Source organism: Synechococcus sp. MU1617 (assembly GCF_020514235.1).
Taxonomy (GTDB): Bacteria; Cyanobacteriota; Cyanobacteriia; order PCC-6307; family Cyanobiaceae; genus Parasynechococcus.
This window is the reverse complement of record NZ_VTLB01000003.1, coordinates 113,979-130,368: the sequence shown is the minus strand read 5'-3', so window position 1 is coordinate 130,368 and position 16,390 is coordinate 113,979. Positions and strand designations below refer to the sequence as shown.

The 16,390-nt window shown below is 63.0% G+C and carries 20 protein-coding genes; 7 read left to right on the top strand and 13 right to left on the bottom strand.

Annotated elements, in window-relative coordinates; all coding sequences use genetic code 11:
• Positions 1-67: 67 nt before the first annotated feature.
• Entirely contained in the window at positions 68-478 is a 411-nt protein-coding gene (atpC, locus tag FZZ90_RS07855) for an ATP synthase F1 subunit epsilon (RefSeq protein WP_226425157.1), read from the top strand.
• Between the two features lie 163 nt (positions 479-641).
• On the opposite strand, the gene FZZ90_RS07850 is transcribed toward atpC, so the two are convergent.
• Positions 642-1,157 (bottom strand): 30S ribosomal protein PSRP-3, encoded by a 516-nt coding sequence (locus FZZ90_RS07850; protein WP_226401915.1) that lies wholly within the window; start codon positions 1,155-1,157, stop codon positions 642-644.
• A gap of 63 nt (positions 1,158-1,220) precedes the next feature.
• Between FZZ90_RS07850 and FZZ90_RS07845 the strand changes: the two genes are divergently transcribed.
• The gene (locus FZZ90_RS07845; RefSeq protein ID WP_226425311.1) at positions 1,221-1,982 is read left to right on the top strand and encodes a TIGR01548 family HAD-type hydrolase; all 762 of its coding nucleotides are present in this window, start codon (positions 1,221-1,223) and stop codon (positions 1,980-1,982) included.
• 39 nt (positions 1,983-2,021) lie between these two features.
• On the opposite strand, the gene FZZ90_RS07840 is transcribed toward FZZ90_RS07845, so the two are convergent.
• Positions 2,022-3,347 carry an aminopeptidase P N-terminal domain-containing protein gene (locus tag FZZ90_RS07840; RefSeq protein ID WP_226425156.1) on the bottom strand — a complete coding sequence of 442 codons (1,326 nt, stop codon included), beginning with the start codon at positions 3,345-3,347 and terminating at the stop codon, positions 2,022-2,024.
• An 87-nt stretch (positions 3,348-3,434) separates the two neighbouring features.
• On the opposite strand from FZZ90_RS07840, the gene FZZ90_RS07835 reads away from it, so the two are divergent.
• The 5 genes from FZZ90_RS07835 to ald all read left to right on the top strand — a co-directional run bounded on the left by FZZ90_RS07835 (position 3,435) and on the right by ald (position 9,206).
• Positions 3,435-4,433, top strand: a complete 999-nt coding sequence (locus tag FZZ90_RS07835; protein WP_226425155.1) for a CNNM domain-containing protein — start codon at positions 3,435-3,437, stop codon at positions 4,431-4,433.
• On the top strand, positions 4,430-5,725 hold the full coding sequence (locus FZZ90_RS07830; RefSeq protein ID WP_226425310.1) for a GTP-binding protein: 1,296 nt from the start codon (positions 4,430-4,432) through the stop codon (positions 5,723-5,725). Before FZZ90_RS07835 ends, FZZ90_RS07830 begins: the two co-directional genes overlap by 4 nt.
• Before the next feature lies 1 nt (position 5,726).
• Positions 5,727-6,308, top strand: a complete 582-nt coding sequence (locus FZZ90_RS07825) for a nicotinate-nucleotide adenylyltransferase (protein ID WP_226425154.1) — start codon at positions 5,727-5,729, stop codon at positions 6,306-6,308.
• On the top strand, positions 6,308-7,993 hold the full coding sequence (locus FZZ90_RS07820; RefSeq protein ID WP_226425153.1) for an NAD+ synthase: 1,686 nt from the start codon (positions 6,308-6,310) through the stop codon (positions 7,991-7,993). The genes FZZ90_RS07825 and FZZ90_RS07820 overlap by 1 nt, the downstream gene beginning before the upstream one ends.
• A gap of 73 nt (positions 7,994-8,066) precedes the next feature.
• Entirely contained in the window at positions 8,067-9,206 is a 1,140-nt protein-coding gene (gene ald, locus FZZ90_RS07815; RefSeq protein WP_226425152.1) for an alanine dehydrogenase, read from the top strand.
• 3 nt (positions 9,207-9,209) lie between these two features.
• On the opposite strand, the gene FZZ90_RS07810 is transcribed toward ald, so the two are convergent.
• The 11 genes from FZZ90_RS07810 to atpE all read right to left on the bottom strand — a co-directional run bounded on the left by FZZ90_RS07810 (position 9,210) and on the right by atpE (position 16,382).
• On the bottom strand, positions 9,210-9,638 hold the full coding sequence (locus tag FZZ90_RS07810; RefSeq protein ID WP_226425151.1) for a YchJ family protein: 429 nt from the start codon (positions 9,636-9,638) through the stop codon (positions 9,210-9,212).
• Entirely contained in the window at positions 9,638-10,690 is a 1,053-nt protein-coding gene (locus FZZ90_RS07805) for a DUF3326 domain-containing protein (RefSeq protein WP_226425150.1), read from the bottom strand. Before FZZ90_RS07805 ends, FZZ90_RS07810 begins: the two co-directional genes overlap by 1 nt.
• Positions 10,687-10,872, bottom strand: a complete 186-nt coding sequence (locus tag FZZ90_RS07800; RefSeq protein WP_226425149.1) for a hypothetical protein — start codon at positions 10,870-10,872, stop codon at positions 10,687-10,689. The genes FZZ90_RS07805 and FZZ90_RS07800 overlap by 4 nt, the downstream gene beginning before the upstream one ends.
• A complete protein-coding gene (locus tag FZZ90_RS07795; protein ID WP_226425148.1) occupies positions 10,869-11,198 on the bottom strand; it encodes a 2Fe-2S iron-sulfur cluster-binding protein in 330 nt (109 codons plus the stop codon). The genes FZZ90_RS07800 and FZZ90_RS07795 overlap by 4 nt, the downstream gene beginning before the upstream one ends.
• Before the next feature lie 32 nt (positions 11,199-11,230).
• Positions 11,231-11,902, bottom strand: coding sequence for a putative 2OG-Fe(II) oxygenase (locus FZZ90_RS07790; RefSeq protein WP_226425147.1), 672 nt, complete (start codon positions 11,900-11,902; stop codon positions 11,231-11,233).
• A gap of 125 nt (positions 11,903-12,027) precedes the next feature.
• On the bottom strand, positions 12,028-12,978 hold the full coding sequence (locus FZZ90_RS07785; protein ID WP_226413563.1) for a F0F1 ATP synthase subunit gamma: 951 nt from the start codon (positions 12,976-12,978) through the stop codon (positions 12,028-12,030).
• 13 nt (positions 12,979-12,991) lie between these two features.
• On the bottom strand, positions 12,992-14,512 hold the full coding sequence (gene atpA / locus FZZ90_RS07780; protein ID WP_011365131.1) for a F0F1 ATP synthase subunit alpha: 1,521 nt from the start codon (positions 14,510-14,512) through the stop codon (positions 12,992-12,994).
• A 57-nt stretch (positions 14,513-14,569) separates the two neighbouring features.
• Positions 14,570-15,118: an ATP synthase F1 subunit delta gene (atpH, locus tag FZZ90_RS07775; protein WP_115093156.1), complete on the bottom strand. Its 549-nt coding sequence runs from the start codon at positions 15,116-15,118 to the stop codon at positions 14,570-14,572.
• The gene (locus tag FZZ90_RS07770; RefSeq protein WP_226425146.1) at positions 15,118-15,600 is read right to left on the bottom strand and encodes a F0F1 ATP synthase subunit B; all 483 of its coding nucleotides are present in this window, start codon (positions 15,598-15,600) and stop codon (positions 15,118-15,120) included. Before FZZ90_RS07770 ends, atpH begins: the two co-directional genes overlap by 1 nt.
• Entirely contained in the window at positions 15,600-16,064 is a 465-nt protein-coding gene (locus FZZ90_RS07765; RefSeq protein ID WP_006851720.1) for a F0F1 ATP synthase subunit B', read from the bottom strand. Before FZZ90_RS07765 ends, FZZ90_RS07770 begins: the two co-directional genes overlap by 1 nt.
• A 69-nt stretch (positions 16,065-16,133) precedes the next feature.
• A complete protein-coding gene (atpE, locus tag FZZ90_RS07760) occupies positions 16,134-16,382 on the bottom strand; it encodes an ATP synthase F0 subunit C (protein ID WP_006851467.1) in 249 nt (82 codons plus the stop codon).
• Between the last annotated feature and the right edge of the window lie 8 nt (positions 16,383-16,390).

Sequence of the window (16,390 nt, the reverse complement as noted above, 5' to 3'; positions counted from 1 at the left end):
TGCGGGGGTGTGAATCACACCCCCGATCACGTTCTCGACAGTCCGTTCTCTTTTCGAACCAAGGTTCATGTCCCTCACCCTCCGCGTGCTGGCAACAGACCAGAACGTCTTTGATGGCAGCGCCGACGAGGTGATCCTGCCCAGTACCACCGGTCAACTCGGAATCCTGCCTGGCCACATCTCCCTGCTCACCGCCATCGACATTGGCGTGCTTCGGGTGCGTGCCAACGGTGCTTGGAACTCCATCGCCCTGATGGGTGGTTTCGCCGAAGTGGATGCTGATGAAGTCACCGTTCTGGTGAACAAGGCCGAACTGGGCAGCGCCATCGATGGCGCTGCCGCCGAGACCGCTTTCCAGAAAGCCGCCACCGTGGTGGCTGGCATGGAAGGCCAACCGGCTTCTCCGGAAAAGCTCAAAGCCCAGCAACAGCTGAATGAAGCTCGCGCTCGTCTTCAGGCCAGCAAAACAGCCGACTGATTCATCCAACTGTTCAACGGATGACATTCAACGCGCCAGGGGTTTCCTCCCCTGGCTTTTTTAATGGTGGTTTTTGGGTCTTTAATCAGAGCGCTAGGTGGCAGGCACAAAAAAACCTGCCCGAAGGCAGGTTTCTGTGGACAAGCTAAAAAGCGGAGCGGAATCAGGCGGTACCGCAGAAGGTGACGTCGGGGAACTTGGCCTTGGCCTCGTCGAGGCTCTTGCCTTTGCCCTCTTCCTGCCAGTAGTTGATCACCTCTGTGGCCTGGTTGAGCACTTCAACCCGCTCGTTGTCGGTGATCCAGCTCTTGCCTTCCAGCTCTGTCTTAAGGCTTTCCCAGGCATCCTCACGGGGCCAGAAAAAGTAGGAGGTGAGGGGGCTGGGGCCACCGCCAACGATCTGATCAACCGCGAGGGCCACGTTGTCAGGAAGCCAGAGGATCTTCAGCAGAAAGCGGCCCTCATCGGCCTTGGGGGTGTAACCGGAAGGCACACCATCGGCATCGATGGTGGCCGTAGCCAGAGCCGCGGCGGCGCCCTTCAGCACAGGACGACCTTCGCCCTCGGTGGCTGCAGGCTTTTCAGTGGTTTCAGCTGCCTGGGTGGCGCCTTCAGCCGCGTCGGCGGACGGAGTCGCGACCTCCTGGTCGGTAGGGGCAGCGCCTTCGGTGACCGTCATGGTGTCAGCGCTCAAGACAGAACTACAAACAACTAACCTACCAGCCGCTCCCCGTCCGACGTTCTGGGATCCCCAACCATCCTGCTGTTCGACATCGATGGTGTAATCCGCGATGTAGCAGGCAGCTACCGACGGGCCCTCCAATGCACCGTGCAGCATTACTGCGGTTGGCAGCCCAGCGCTGATGCCATCGATGCATTGAAGGCCGAAGGAGCCTGGAACAATGACTGGGACGCCAGCCTTGAACTGCTGCGGCGCCATGGTGCTGAGCTGCCGGATCGCGCCGCGCTGATCGATGTCTTCAGCGGCTTTTACTTCGGGGGTGATCCGGAAGGGGACCCCAGCCAATGGACGGGCTTCATCGGCGATGAGCCTCTTCTGGTGGACGCCAGTTTTTTCGCCACGCTGTCGGAGCGCAAGCTGCGCTGGGGATTTGTGAGCGGGGCTGAGCCGCCCTCAGCCCGCTTCGTCCTGCAGCAGCGCCTGGGGCTCCAGAACCCGCCCCTGATCGCGATGGGCGATGCCCCCGACAAACCGGACCCCACAGGCTTGATCCGCCTGGCCAAAGCCCTCGGAGCGGATAGCGAGGTAGCGCAGGTGGCCTATCTCGGCGACACCGTGGCCGATGTCCATACCGTGATCCAAGCCCGCAAACGCTGGCCGGAACAACACTTTGTAAGTCTTGCGGTGGCGCCGCCTCACCTGCAAACCGCAGAGCAGGCTGCGGCGCGCGAAACCTATGAACAACGGCTGCGGGAGGCCGGCGCTGATCAAGTGCTTACGGGCACCAAAGCCTTGCTGTCCTGGGAGGGAGCCACGGAGTGAGGGCAGTTGTCCTTGGAGAAGCCCCCGTTATGGACGCGATCAGCGCTCCATCGCAGCAACGCTCTTGAGGGCGCCCGCGGAGAGCACCTCATGGCCGGTCTCGGTCACGGCAACGTCGTCTTCGATGCGGATGCCGATGCCTTTCCAGCGATCGTCGATCTCAGGCTGTCCTTCCGGCACGCTGAGGCGATCGCTGACGTATATGCCGGGCTCAACGGTGAGCACCATGCCTCGCTCCAGCGGCGCAGGTTGCTCACCGAGCCGATATGCCCCCACGTCATGCACATCAAGACCCAGCCAATGGCCGGTTCGGTGCATGTACAGGTGTCGATAGTCGCCTCGCTCGATGATTCCGTCCACATCTCCGATCAGCAGACCTAGGTCCACCAGGCCCTCAACCAGAATTCGCAGGGCTGTGTCGTGCACCGCCTCAGCGGTACCGCCGGGAGCCACAACGGCAACCGCAGCCTCCTGGGACGCCAACACCAGGCTGTAGAGATCCCGCTGCTCCGCCGTGAAACGACCATTCACCGGGAAGGTGCGGGTGATGTCGCCGTTGTAGTAGTCCTCCAGGGAACAACCGGCATCGATCAGCAGCAGGTCACCGTCCTGAAGCTGGGCCGTATTGGCGGTGTAATGCAGCACGCAGGCGTTATCACCACCAGCAACGATGGAGCCGTAGGCCGGTCCACGGGCCCCATTGCTCCGGAAGTGAGCTTCCATCGCCGCCTGCACCTCAGCCTCGTTCATGCCCGGGCGGGTGATCAAGCGGGCCAGCTCATGGGCCTCTGAGGAGATGCGACAGGCCTCACGCAAACGCTCCAGCTCATGGGGCTCCTTGCGCAGGCGCAGGCGATGCAGGATTGGCGTTGGCGCCACCAGTCCCAGAGCCGCAGTACCCGTTCGGGCATAGGTATCAAGTTGCCGCCCCCAGGCCGAGAGCACCATCGACTCCACCGATGTGTGGCGACCCACCCGGAAGGCGATGGCTTCAGCACCGGCGAGGTACTCCGGCAGTTTTTCGCCCAGCCGATCCAGCGGATGGGCCACATCAGCGCCGTAGCGCTCCACCGCTCCCTCTGTACCCCAGCGGAAGCCAGTCCACACCTCAGCTGCCGGGTCCTTGGGCTGCACGAACAGCACAAAGCGCTCGCCCTCCGGTCGATGCGGCACCAGCAGGGCCACCGCGTCCGGTTCATCAAAACCAGTGAGGTAGAAGAAATCGCTGTCCTGCCGGAAGGGCCACTCGCAGTCGGCGTGATGGGTCGCCAGTGCCGCGGCCGGGATCACCGCGGCGGCGGCGCCGAGTTGCTCCATGAACAGGGCGCGACGACGCGCGTGGATGCCGGAGTCGAAGCCGTTCACAGCAACAGTGCGTTCAGGAGAACAGGATGGCAGTTGGCAAGGCCGAACTGGCCAGGGCCTCTACGATGAAAGGAGTTTCAGACGGCAATGAGCTCCGATCTCCTGGTGCTGTTGCTGCTGGTGTTGGTGGTGCTCCTGGGCTCGGCCCTCTGTTCCGGCGTGGAAGCCGCCCTACTCACGGTGAGTCCGATTCGGGTGCACGAGCTGGCGGCCCGAGAGCGCCCCGTGGCAGGGGCCCGGCGGCTGGCGCAGTTGCGTCAACGGCTGGGACGAACCTTGTCGGCGCTGGTGATCGCGAACAACGGTTTCAACATTTTCGGCAGCCTGATGTTGGGTGGTTATGCCGCCTGGGTGTTCGAGCAACGCAACATCAGCGGTGCCGCTCTACCTGTGTTCTCTGTAGGCCTCACCATCCTGGTGATCCTGCTGGGGGAAATCCTGCCCAAAGCCCTCGGCAGCCGCCTGGCCTTGCCGGTGGCCCTGGCCAGCGCCCCCTTACTGCATTGGCTCGGCCTAGCGCTGCGGCCGATGGTGCTGCTGCTTGAGCGGATGCTGCCAGCCATCACTGCCGAAGCGGAACTCAGCACCAATGAAGAGGAGATCCGTCTGCTGGCCCGCCTGGGCTCCCAGAAAGGAGAAATCGAAGCTGATGAAGCCGCGATGATCGGCAAGGTGTTTCAACTGAACGATCTCACCGCCCGCGACCTGATGACGCCGCGGGTGGCGGCACCCACCCTGGACGGCAGCCTGAGCATCGAAGCCCAGCGGGCCAAGCTGATGAGCACCAACGACCCATGGTGGGTGGTGCTAGGCGATCAGGTGGACAAGGTGCTTGGCGTGGCCAGCCGCGAACGGGTGCTCACCGCCTTGTTGGAGAACCGTGGGCTGCTCACGCCCGTTGACCTCTGCGAACCGGTGGAATATGTGCCGGAAATGATCCGAGCCGATCGGCTGTTGACAGGCTTCCGGCGCGACAGCAGCGGCGTGCGCGTGGTGGTGGATGAATTCGGTGGCTTCGTCGGCGTGATCGGGGCCGAATCCGTGCTGGCAGTGCTGGCGGGCTGGTGGCGCAAGCCGGCAGCATGAACGGGATGCAACCCACCCCGCCCCACACCGTTGAACGCTGCCAGCTGCTGCTGGAGCGCTGGCGCAGCCAGCTGCAGCTGAGCGCCCGGGAGCGGGGACTGCTGGGGGGTGAATTGCAGCTGTTGGATCGCCAGCTGCAACGGCTGCAGCAACGGCGCCTGCGGATTGCCCTATTTGGTCGGGTTGGGGTCGGCAAATCCAGCCTGATCAATGCCTTGATCCGCCGGCCGCTGCTGGAGACGGATGTCGCCCACGGCAGCACCCGGCGTCAACAGGCGGTGGAATGGCCCGTGGGGATTGCCGGGCTGACCAGGGTGGAATTGGTGGACACCCCCGGCATTGATGAAATCGATGCCGGGGGGCGGGCTCGCTTGGCCTCTCGCGTGGCCATGGGTGCCGACCTGGTGCTGCTGGTGGTGGACAGCGATCTGACCCGAGCTGACCTGGAGGCCTTAAGCACGCTGCTAGAGAGCGGCAAGCCCCTGCAGCTGGTGCTGAACCGCAGCGACCGCTGGCCGAAGCAGGAACGCGCCGCGCTGCTGCGCAGCATCGGCGCCCGGCTGCCAGTGGATCTGCCGATCACCGCGGCAGCGGCAGCGCCCCGCAGGCCCCAGATCCAAGCTGATGGGCGGGTGCGCAGCACGATCACGACGCCGGAGGTGCAGGATCTGCGGAAGCAGCTCTGCCAGCAGCTGGAGAACGAAGGCACCCTGCTGCTGGCGATTCAGTCGCTGCGCCAGGCCGACCGCTTCCAGAGGGCCTGCCAAGAACTGCGGCTGCAGCAGCACCGCCACACGGCCCAAAGCCTGATCGGTCGTTATGCAGCCGCTAAGGCCACTGGCGTGGCCGTCAACCCTGTGATGGCGTTGGATATGGCAGGAGGCATGGCCTGCGACACCGCCCTGGTGCTGCAGCTCAGCCGTCTTTACAACCTGCCGATGACACCAGCAGCGGCACGACTGCTGCTCACCCGACTCTCCAGCCACAACGCCCTGCTGGGCGGCGTTCAGCTGGGGCTGGCGGCCCTGAAGCAAGCACTGCTGCTTCTGGTGCCGGTGAGCGGCGGCGGCAGCTTGGCCCCGGCAGCCCCAGTGGCCCTGGCCCAGGCCGCCCTGGCGGTGCATGCCAGCCGGCGAACGGGGCGTCTGGTCGCCCAGCAATTGCTACGACGACGCGGCGGTCAACCGGGGGCCCTGCTGCGCCGCCTGGCCGAACGGGATCCCGTGGTGCACCACTGGCTGTTGCGCTGGCCCAAAGCCCTGGAGCAGGATCTACAACCGCTGCTGCCCTGAGATGATCGCTGCTGCCATCGCCTTGCTGGGCACCAGCGCCGATCCACCCACCCGCGGCCATCAGGTGCTGCTGGAGGGGCTTCTGAACCGCTACGGCCAGGTGGCGACCTGGGCCAGCGACAACCCCCTGAAACAGCACGATGCTCCCCTGGCGTTGCGGGCGATGCTGCTCGGCCAGCTGGTGCAGCAACTGCAGGATGAACGGCTGGAGCTGGCCCAGCATCTGAGCAGCCCTTACACCTTGATCACCTTGCAGCGGGCCGCCAAGTATTGGCCTGAGAGGGACCTGGTGTTTGTGGTCGGTAGCGATCTCGCCAGCCAGATTCTCCGCTGGAAACAGAGCGATTGCTGGCTACCGCAGTGCCGTTTAGCGATCGCCCCGCGCAAGGGTTGGCCCCTCGAAGAAGCCACGCTGCAGGCCCTCCGCGATCTGGGTGGACGGGTGGAACTGCTGGATCTGGAGGTTCCTGCCACCGCCAGTTCGCAACTGCGGCAGCAACCCAATGAAGCTCAGATCCCTGAAGCGGTGTGGCCGCTTTTGCTCCAGCACAATCTTTATGGCCTTTCAGGGAGCCCCTGCTGATGCGCATCGCCCTGGCCCAACTCAACCCCGTTGTCGGCGACTTCAAGGGGAATGCCGCCCGGATCCTGGAAGCGGTGCGCAGGGCGGAGGAGCAAGGGGCAGAACTGGTGCTGACCCCGGAGCTCTCCCTCTGGGGCTATCCCCCCCGAGACCAGTTGCTCGAGCCGAGCCGCATCCAGCAGCAGGACACGGCGCTGCAGTGGCTGGTGAACCAACTCAACAGCAGCGTCACCCTGTTGGTGGGTGCTGCGCTGCCGGCCGCAGATGCCCGCAGCCCACGGCTGCTCAATGGTGTGGTGCTGGTGAATCGCCTGGGCTGGCGGCCGATTGCTCAGAAACAGCTGCTGCCCAGTTACGACGTCTTCGATGAGCGGCGCTACTTCCGCCCCGGCGATGGCCCCTGCCTGCTCACCCTGCCCAACGGACAGCGACTGGGACTCACCATCTGCGAAGACCTCTGGGTGGATGACGGCCTGCAGCGCGAGCGCCTGGACGGACCGGATCCCATCGATCAACTGATCCCCGAACAGCCTGATCTGGTGATCAATCTGGCGGCCTCCCCCTTCGATGCCGCCAAGCCGGCCTTGCGCCAACAGTTGGCGGCGACGGCGGCGCGACGCCTCAACTGCCCACTGATCTACCTCAATCAAGTGGGGGGCAACGACGAGCTGGTGTTCGACGGGGCAAGTTTTGTGGTGGGAGCCGATGGCGCATTACAGCTGGAGCTTCCCGTTTGTGAGGAGCACCTCGCGGTCTGGGACAGCGACCAACCCGCCACTGTGCAGTCCCAGGGCCAGATCCAGCCGATGGATCCCCTGGAGCGGCTGTTCCGAGCCCTGGTGCTTGGGGTGCGTGACTACGCCCAAAAATGCGGGTTCAAACAGGCATTGCTGGGGTTGAGCGGCGGCATCGACTCAGCGCTGGTGGCCGTGATCGCGACCGCAGCTCTGGGGAACGAGGCGGTCTCAGCGCTTTTGATGCCTTCCCCTTGGAGCTCCTCAGGATCCATTGAAGATGCCTTGGCCTTGGCCGAACGGTTGGGGCTGCAGACCAACACAGTGCCCATCGCCGGCCTGATGGACGGCTACGATCGGGCCCTCACCGCACCGCTTGGGGAAACACCCCAGGGCGTGACCGCGGAAAATCTTCAATCGCGAATTCGCGGCACCCTGCTGATGGCCGTGGCCAACCAGCAGGGCCAACTGCTGCTCACCACCGGAAACAAATCCGAGCTGGCCGTGGGTTACTGCACCCTCTACGGCGACATGAACGGCGGGCTGGCGGTGATTGGCGATCTCTACAAAACCAGCGTGTTTTCCCTTTGCGACTGGCTCGACAGCGACGCAGCCCGGAACTGCCGCCAAGCACTGGGGCTACCGGCGCAAGGGGAGCTGGTGGGTGAAGCGATTCGACGGAAACCCCCCAGCGCTGAGCTGAGACCCAACCAGAAAGACAGCGACTCCCTGCCCGACTACAACGCCCTGGATGCCCTGCTCAAAGCTCTGATCCAAGAGCGCCAGTCCGGAACAACCCTGGTGGCCGCCGGCCACGATCCCGCTCTGGTGGAGCGGGTGGAACGGATGATGAAACGGGCCGAGTTCAAGCGACGCCAAGCGGCACCCTTGCTCAAGGTGAGCCCCCAGGCCTTCGGCAGCGGTTGGCGGTTACCAATTGCAGCGGCTTAAAGCAGTACCACCGTTGAGATGTGGCGGGTTACGCGCAGCGGAGCCAGATTGAAGGTATCCCCTTGACGCCGCCATGGCCGCCTCCGTCCTCTCGGCCCCGATGGCCAGCATCGGTGTGCCGAAGGAGATCAAGCTCGATGAGCAGCGTGTTGCTCTGACCCCCGATGCGGTGCGGGAGCTGGTGAGCCAGGGTTTGGAGGTGCGCATCGAAACCGGAGCCGGAGCTGGAGCGGGAATCGGTGATGAGGCCTTCGCCTCCGCAGGTGCTCAGCTGGTGAACCGCGACGAGGCCTGGGGCGCCCATTTGGTGGTGAAGGTGAAGGAGCCGCAGGCGGAGGAATTTGCCTACCTGCGGAAAGACATGGTGCTGTTCACCTACCTACATCTGGCGGCTTATCCCAGCGTTGGCGAGGCCCTGCTTGAGGCGGGCACCGCCGCCATCGCCTATGAAACCGTGCAGCTGGAGAACGGCAGCCTGCCGTTGCTGGCACCGATGAGCGAAATCGCGGGGCGATTAGCAGCCCAGGTGGGAGCTCACCTGCTGGAGAAACCCCATGGCGGCCGAGGCGTGTTGATGGGGGGCTGCACCGGCGTGCAACCGGCCCGGGTTGTGGTGCTTGGCGCCGGCACCGTGGGCTGGAATGCCGCACGTACGGCAGCCGCAATGGATGCTGAAGTGTTGCTGCTCGACCGCTCACCCCAGCGTTTACGCAGCCTCGAGGCCGACCGTCGCGGTCGGTTGATGAGTGTGGTGAGCAGCCGCGGGCTGCTGGAACGGTTGGTGCCGACAGCGGATCTGGTGATCGGAGCCGTGCTCACCCCTGGGGGTCGGGCCCCCACCCTTGTGGACGAGGGAATGGTGCAGCAAATGCGCCCGGGCTCGGTGATCGTGGATGTAGCGATCGACCAAGGGGGCTGCATCGCCACCAGCCAGGAAACAACCCACCGCGATCCCACTGTGACCATCCACGGCGTGCAGCACTACGCCGTGGGCAACATGCCTGGAGCGGTGCCGTTCACCTCAACCGAAGCCCTGGTGAGCGTTACTCTCCCCTACATCCTGGGCATCGCCGGGCGAGGTTTGGAGGAAGCGGTGACGGAACGGCCCGAGCTGCTCTCCGGGCTGAACACGGTGCAGGGATCGGTGTGCCATCCCGGCGTAGCCAAAGCCCTGGGGGTGCCACCGCGGCATCCGATGGCCTGCCTGCGTTAGCCGTTAGCCCTCCAATTGGAGTGCACTTATGTAGAGCCAAGGGCCATCCTCCGCGCCACCGCGACGCTGAAATAGGGAGGTTTCCTTCAGCACCCCTCCCCGATAACGAGCTTCAAACTTCACCGTTCCTTCTAGATCTCGCGGGCCGCCTTCACTGACAGAAAGCACGGTCAATCCGAGCCAACGGGTCTGCCGGCAACTCTGCTTCAGGGAACGGCGCCGCTGCTGTGCAGGAACATCCGGCTCGGGATGGGTGGCCAGCAGATAGTCGATCTCGCCGCGTGCAAAGGCTGAATACCTGGAGCGCATCAACTGTTCAGCCGTTTCAGCTTGCTGATCGCCGCGATGCAAGGGCCCACAGCAGCTGCCATAAGCACCGCCCCCACAGGGGCAAGGGCTCTGATCAGGGGCTCCACCAAAACCGTCAGGCATCAATCCAACCGTTGCAACGCTGGCAATGGCCGGCCCAGGGATGCTGGACTCAATCCTTCCCGCAGCGCCAGCACCAAACCTGCTGCCTCGCTGTAACTGCTGGCATGAAGAACGCCCTGGCTCAAGCCAAGGGCTTCGGCAGAGACCGACAGCACCGATGGATTAGCCACGCAGACCACCGGCAAATTGCGCTCCACGCAGGCCAGCACCGCCTCCCCCCCGAGAGCTCCATCGGGAACAACAACCGCCCCCAATCGCGCCGCATCAAGGTCGCCGGGTTGCCGGTCGCCGGTCACCAGATCCGGTGCTCGGCTCAGCCCCACCAGGACGCAAGCCAGGAAGGTGTAGCCGAGCTCCTCACCCGCCGCCCTCGGATCAAGCTGCGGATCCAAGGGCAACGGGTCCAAAGCGGGCGCGTGGGCACAGGGGATCTGCAGGTGCTTCACCAGCAGGTGGCTGATCACCGCTTCAGCGCCGGCCAGAGCATCCACGCCACTCCCCTGGCGATAGGCCGCTAACTCCTCACTCTCCGGATCCTCCGGAAAGCGGGCCACCACCGCAATCGCCGTCGCACCGGCCTGCTTCAAGCGTTCACCAGCCCGCAACAAGGCATCGCCCCCCCCCAGTCGCCCCCAACTGGCGCCACTGGCACCGCGTTCGAGCGTCACATCAAGCGGTGCATCCGTTGAAATCACCGGGCCGATGTCCAAACCCAAGCTGGCGCGGCAGCCCTCGGCCACCTGAATCTGGCGCTGGGCCAGCTCGGACTCGATGCCGGCATCCAACAACAGCCCAATACGCTGCCGCCGCACCGGCCGCAGGGCCCACTCACCCACAGCAAAACGATCGAGGCCATAGCCCTCCACGTAGTGCACACGGGAATCGCTCCAATAGAGCGAAGCGCCATTCATCACATTGGGGTGGGTGATCAGGCAGCCGCTTGCTGCAGCCAGCAACCGTGCTGACGGCAGGGCATCACCGGCATAGCCACCGATGGCACAACCGATGCCCGTCGGCACCAGCATCAGCGTTGGCATCGGTGCCGCGCTCATGCGCTGATCACTGCCTCCACTTGAAGGGTTCGAACAGCATCGACGCTGGAGTCCACCCCGGTGAGGGCCCAACGCAGCACATCACCCTCTTCAGCCAACTGCTGGCGAATCCAGCTGCGCAGCTCCACCAGCGGCACATCAGCGGGCCAGAGGAAATGGAGTTGCAGGCTGATGAGCCTCACTTCTGATATTGACCGAACTGGGCTTCGTAGAGCGCATCCTCTTGCCCCGTCTTGAGGGTGAGGTCGGCCCGCGGGAAAGCCACACACAGCAGGCTGTAGCCCTGCTGCTGAAGCTCACCTTTCACACCCATGGCGTCGGGCTGCTCAACACTGCCCTCGCTGACCAGCGCAGCACAGGTTGTGCAGACCCCAGAGCAGCAGGAGCTGGGAAGGGTGATGCCAGCAGCCTCAGCTGCATTCAGAACCGTTTGGTCGGCACGGCAGGGAAAGCTGTGAATTTCGCCTTCGAACTCGGCGCGGACGGTGTAAGTGGCCACGTCGGACATGCCGGGTTCAACAAGGAAGAGGCCGCATTCTCTCAGGCAATGGGCCTGTCCAGCGCCCCCCAATAGCGTGGGTGGGGCGCCAGATACTCCGGAGAGCCACCCTGCTCCGGAGCAGTCAGCACGAAATCAAAACTGATGGAACAGCGCAGCTCGTCTGGGTCGTCGTTAGGCAGAACGCTGTGCTGCAGGCTCGACGGAAACAGCACAAGCAAACCCGGGCGTGGGGCCAGATCCCAGTGGGACTGATTCAACGGATGGCCTTCAGCAATCGGACCGCCATAACCCACCGCCAAACCCGCCACTAACTCATTGGGTTGATGGGACGCATGCAGGCGCAACACGCCCTCCTCACCGGAGCCCGTGCCCGAGAGGTAAAGAACAGCGCTGAGATGGGCATTGGGGTGATGGTGCCGTCCAACCGCTTGATCCCAATCGCTGATCACAGGCCAGCAACGCTGCAGATGCAGGGCCACTTGGTTGCGAGTGAAGCCCAACGCATCGAGGTAGCTCCAGGCCTGATCCACCACCCGCTGGGCCAGAGCCTGAAAGGGCTCCTGTTGATGGATCTGCCACACCCCATGCAGGTCACCCGTCCAGGCGCACCCTTCGCTGGGGTTGCCCTCGGCCTCGCCGCGAAGCCTCAGCAGGGCCTGCATGCAGGACGCCTGCTGCAGGGGATCGAGGGGAATTTGAGTGGTTGCCACCACGGTGGGGAAGAGCTGATGAAGCTGAAGCACGCCGACACCCTCAAACCCCTCCGCTTAACCGTAAGCACGGCACAAAAAAACCGGCCCCGAGGGACCGGCTTTCCAAGACTCGATCGAGATGATCAGCCGACCGCTGCGGCACCGCCTGCAACTTCCAGGATCTCCTGGGTAATCGCAGCCTGACGGGCCTTGTTGTAGTCAAGGGTGAGGGTCTTGGCCAACTCCTTGGCGTTATCGCTGGCGTTGTTCATGGCCGTCATCCGGCTGGCCAGCTCAGAAGCTGCCGATTCCTGCAGTGAACGCAGCATCTGGTTCTGCAGATACAGGGGGAGCAGCGCATTGAGCAACTGTTCGGGGGTCTGCTCAAACACGATGTCCGAAGGGATCTTCGGCTCCGTGTTGGCAGGGCCTGCACCGGGCTCCACTGTCAGAAGGCCGTCCTTAGTGGTGAGACGGAAAATCTCATCCTCAGGATCAGCGATGTCCTGGGGATCCAAGGGCAGCAGGGTCTGAACCACGGGCTTGCAGCTCACCAGGTTGAGGAACTTGGTGAAGATCAGCTCGACGCGATCGGTGCTTTCAGCCAGGAATTCAGCCAGCAGATCCGTGGAGATCGAGTTGGCCTCATCGGCGGTAGGAACCTGTTCCAGGCCGGAGAAGGTGGCCTGAATCGGATAATCACGACGGGTGAAATAGCCGATGGCTTTGGTGCCAATCAGCAGCAGCTTCACATCGAAGCCCTTGCCCTTCAGCTCAGCAAAACGCTGTTCGGTGCGCTTGATGATGTTGGCGTTGTAGCCACCACACAGGCCGCGATCACCAGTGACCGCAACCAGAGTGATGGTCTCCACATCACGTTGCTGCATCAGAGGAGAGGCCGCATCTTCGAAACGCATGCGGGACTGGAGGTTTTCCAGAATCCGCGCCAGCCGATCCGCGAAGGGACGACTGCGGAGCACTTGCTCCTGGGCGCGGCGCACCTTGGCCGCAGCCACGAGACGCATGGCCTCGGTGATCTTGCGGGTGTTTTTGACCGACTTAATTCGGTCTCGGATTTCTTTGAGATTCGCCATGTCGGCAGCTCCTTCAGGCCGCGGAAGCGACCATGGTGGACACGACTTCGGTGATGGCGTCCTTAAGGATCGCCTCAGCCTCAGGACTCATCACTTTCTTCTCCTGGATTTCGGTGATGAACTCAGCCTTGTTCGACTTGAGATACTCACGCAGTTCACGGGAGAAGTCGACGACCTTGTCGACGGGGACGTCGTCGATCAGGCCCTTCACACCGGCGTAAACGATGGCGACCTGTTCAGCCAGGATCAGGGGGCTGAACTGAGGCTGCTTCAGCAGTTCACGCAGACGCTTGCCGCGCTCCAGCTGCTGCTGAGTGGAAGCATCCAGGTCAGAAGCGAACTGAGAGAAGGCAGCCAGCTCGTCAAACTGGGCCAGCTCCAACTTCAGGGTGCCGGCGATCTTCTTGATGGCCTTGGTTTGGGCAGCACCGCCCACCCGGCTCACGGAAATACCCACGTTGATCGCAGGACGCAGACCGGAGTTGAAGAGGTCGGAGCTGAGGAAGATCTGACCGTCCGTGATCGAAATCACGTTGGTAGGGATGTAAGCCGAAACGTCACCGGCTTGGGTTTCGATGATCGGCAGGGCGGTCATGGAACCCTTGCCCATGGCGTCAGACAACTTGGCTGCACGCTCGAGCAGACGGCTGTGGCAATAGAAGACGTCACCGGGATATGCCTCACGACCGGGCGGACGACGCAGCAGAAGCGACATCTGGCGGTAGGCGGCAGCCTGCTTGGAGAGATCGTCGTAGATCACCAGGGTGGCCTTGCCCTTGTACATGAAGTACTCGGCAATGGTGGCGCCGGTGTACGGGGCCAAGTACTGCAATGCAGCGGGCTCGGAAGCGTTGGCGGCCACGATCACGGTGTAATCGAGGGCGCCGCGCTCGCGCAGAACCTCAACAACGTTGGCCACGGAAGCAGCCTTCTGACCCACGGCGACGTAGACGCAGATCATGTCCTGATCCGCCTGGTTCAGGATCGTGTCGATCGCGATAGCGGTCTTGCCGGTCTGGCGGTCACCAATGATCAGCTCGCGCTGGCCACGGCCGACAGGGATCATCGCGTCGATGGCGGTGATGCCGGTCTGCATCGGCTCGTGAACCGACTTGCGCTGAATGATGCCAGGCGCCATGGATTCAATCAGGCGCGTTTCGCTGGTGGCGATTTCGCCCTTGCCATCGATGGCGCGGCCCAGGGAGTTCACCACCCGGCCCAGCATGGCTTCACCAACGGGGACAGCAGCGATCTTGCCGGTGGCCTTCACCGTGCTGCCTTCCTGAATGCCATATCCCTCACCCATCAGCACCGCGCCGACGTTGTCGTCTTCGAGGTTCAGGGCGATGCCTTCGGTGCCGTCCTCAAATTCAATGAGTTCGCCGGCCATGGCTTGCTGCAGGCCGTAGACACGGGCGATGCCGTCGCCCACGGTCAGAACGGTGCCGACATTGCTGACGGAAACCGACTTGTCGTAGTCCTCAATCTGCTTCTTGAGGATGGCGCTGATCTCGTCAGGACGGATGGAAACCATGGCGTGTGATCCCAGCTGGGAGTTGGGGAGGAAGGAGCGGTGGAGGAAAGAGTGAGGTCAGCTCGCCTTGGCGAGTGCCAGACCAAGGCGACGAACCTGGCCAGACAGGCTGGCGTCGATCACCTGAGATCCGAGACTCACGACGAAACCGCCGATTAAGGACGGATCCACACTGAGGTCGATGTCGACCTTGTTGGTGCCGGCCATGGCCTGCACCTTTTTGGACAGTGCCGCCTGTTGATCCTCAGTGAGGCTTTGAGCAGAGCGGACCTGGGCCAGCGTGATGCCCTGCTGTTCCCGATAAAGCTCGAGATAGCGAAGCATCACTGCATCAAAAGCGATGAGTCGTTGGCGGTCAGCCAGCACCTTCAGCAGGTTGAAAACTGAAGGAGTGACATCCTCACCCACAAGCGCCTTGAGGGCTTTCTTCTTGGCGTCCGGCTCAAGAACCGGGGACACCATGGCGTCGCGGAAGTCTTCGGAGTCGTTCCAGATCTCAAGCAATTGCTTGCATTGATCGGCAACGGTTTCAGACTCACCCCGGGCCTCAGTGACCTGAAGCAGTGCTTCGGCGTAAGGGGTGGCGAGAGAATTGAGGAGAGGCATCAGGCGTTCTCCAGATTTTTGATGGTGGAATCGATCAACTTGGCCTGAGCACTGGCATCAAGACGACCAGGAAGTTCGGCAAGGGCCTTGTCGATTGCCGCCAGAGCGGCCTCACGACGCAGGCTGTCCTTGATTCGAGCAGCGTCGGCTTCAGCATCGGCATCAGCACCAGCCTTGATGGCTGCCATCACAGAAATGGTGCGCTTCTCGCCTTCGGCACGAATGCCTTCAGCGCGGGCCTGACCATCGGCACGAATCTTTTCGGCTTTCTGCTGAGCAGCAGCCAATTCGGACTGGGCCTGGCTCAGGTTTTCGGTGGCGGTTTTCAGGCGGGACTCAGCGTCCTGCAACTCCTGAAGAATGGCGGCGCGGCGGCGTTCAAGGATTCCTCCAAGGAACCCACGCAGGAACCAAAACAGGAGCCCGATCACGATGACCAGGTTGACCAGATTGGTCTCGAGCGGATTGAGATTGAGTGTCATCACGCAGCCAGCAAACGGTTGATGATCGTGGTGCTCAGCTGATCCACCTGACCCTTGAGCTGGGTGCGGGCGGACTCACGCTCGGCCTCGATGGCACGACGGCTTTCCTCTTTGGTGCGGTTGGCTTCAGCTTCCGCCTGGGCCAGCGCCTCGCGATACAGCCGATCAACTTCTTGTTCCGCCTCAACAATCACGGCCTGAGCGGCCTGGCGGGCACCTTTCAGCTGTTCAGCCAGATCAGCTTCCAGGCGTTCAACCTGGGCGAGCTTCTGTTTGGCATCAGCACGACTGGTGGAGATATAGCCCTCACGATCTTCCACGACCTTGCCGACCGGACGGAAGAAGAGAACATTGAGCAGGAAGGTGAGGAGAACCACCTGAACCGCCATCAGCGGAAGGGTGGCATCGAGGTCAAAAAGACCTCCCTCCGGAACACCTGCTTCAGCGAGCAGAAGCCAGGTCATGGAAAGGTGCGCTGGGAAGGAATCGAAACAAGGAGTTCAGAAGGGGGATCAGCGATCCCCCTGCACTGATCAGCCGGCGAAGGGGTTGGCGAACAGGAGCACCAGAGCCACCACCAGGCCGTAGATGGTCAGCGATTCCATGAACGCCAGTGACAGCAGCAGGGTGCCGCGGATCTTGCCTTCGGCTTCGGGCTGACGGGCGATGCCCTCAACAGCGCCGCCGGACGCGGTGCCCTGACCGATACCAGGGCCGATGGCGGCGAGGCCGACTGCCAGGCCAGCAGCCACAACGGAAGCGGCGGAGGTGATGGAATCCATGTTGGGTG

Excerpts from the sequence above, each read along its gene's own strand:
- FZZ90_RS07835 (WP_226425155.1), top strand. The coding sequence starts at position 3,435 with ATGAGCTCCGATCTCCTGGTGCTGTTGCTGCTGGTGTTGGTGGTGCTC.
- FZZ90_RS07785 (WP_226413563.1), bottom strand. The coding sequence starts at position 12,978 with ATGGCGAATCTCAAAGAAATCCGAGACCGAATTAAGTCGGTCAAAAAC.
- FZZ90_RS07820 (WP_226425153.1), top strand. The coding sequence starts at position 6,308 with ATGCGCATCGCCCTGGCCCAACTCAACCCCGTTGTCGGCGACTTCAAG.
- atpE (WP_006851467.1), bottom strand. The coding sequence starts at position 16,382 with ATGGATTCCATCACCTCCGCCGCTTCCGTTGTGGCTGCTGGCCTGGCA.
- FZZ90_RS07825 (WP_226425154.1), top strand. The coding sequence starts at position 5,727 with ATGATCGCTGCTGCCATCGCCTTGCTGGGCACCAGCGCCGATCCACCC.
- FZZ90_RS07770 (WP_226425146.1), bottom strand. The coding sequence starts at position 15,600 with ATGACACTCAATCTCAATCCGCTCGAGACCAATCTGGTCAACCTGGTC.
- atpH (WP_115093156.1), bottom strand. The coding sequence starts at position 15,118 with ATGCCTCTCCTCAATTCTCTCGCCACCCCTTACGCCGAAGCACTGCTT.
- FZZ90_RS07795 (WP_226425148.1), bottom strand. The coding sequence starts at position 11,198 with ATGTCCGACGTGGCCACTTACACCGTCCGCGCCGAGTTCGAAGGCGAA.
- FZZ90_RS07805 (WP_226425150.1), bottom strand. The coding sequence starts at position 10,690 with ATGAGCGCGGCACCGATGCCAACGCTGATGCTGGTGCCGACGGGCATC.
- FZZ90_RS07765 (WP_006851720.1), bottom strand. The coding sequence starts at position 16,064 with ATGACCTGGCTTCTGCTCGCTGAAGCAGGTGTTCCGGAGGGAGGTCTT.
- FZZ90_RS07830 (WP_226425310.1), top strand. The coding sequence starts at position 4,430 with ATGAACGGGATGCAACCCACCCCGCCCCACACCGTTGAACGCTGCCAG.
- atpA (WP_011365131.1), bottom strand. The coding sequence starts at position 14,512 with ATGGTTTCCATCCGTCCTGACGAGATCAGCGCCATCCTCAAGAAGCAG.
- FZZ90_RS07810 (WP_226425151.1), bottom strand. The coding sequence starts at position 9,638 with ATGCCTGACGGTTTTGGTGGAGCCCCTGATCAGAGCCCTTGCCCCTGT.
- FZZ90_RS07850 (WP_226401915.1), bottom strand. The coding sequence starts at position 1,157 with ATGACGGTCACCGAAGGCGCTGCCCCTACCGACCAGGAGGTCGCGACT.
- atpC (WP_226425157.1), top strand. The coding sequence starts at position 68 with ATGTCCCTCACCCTCCGCGTGCTGGCAACAGACCAGAACGTCTTTGAT.
- ald (WP_226425152.1), top strand. The coding sequence starts at position 8,067 with ATGGCCGCCTCCGTCCTCTCGGCCCCGATGGCCAGCATCGGTGTGCCG.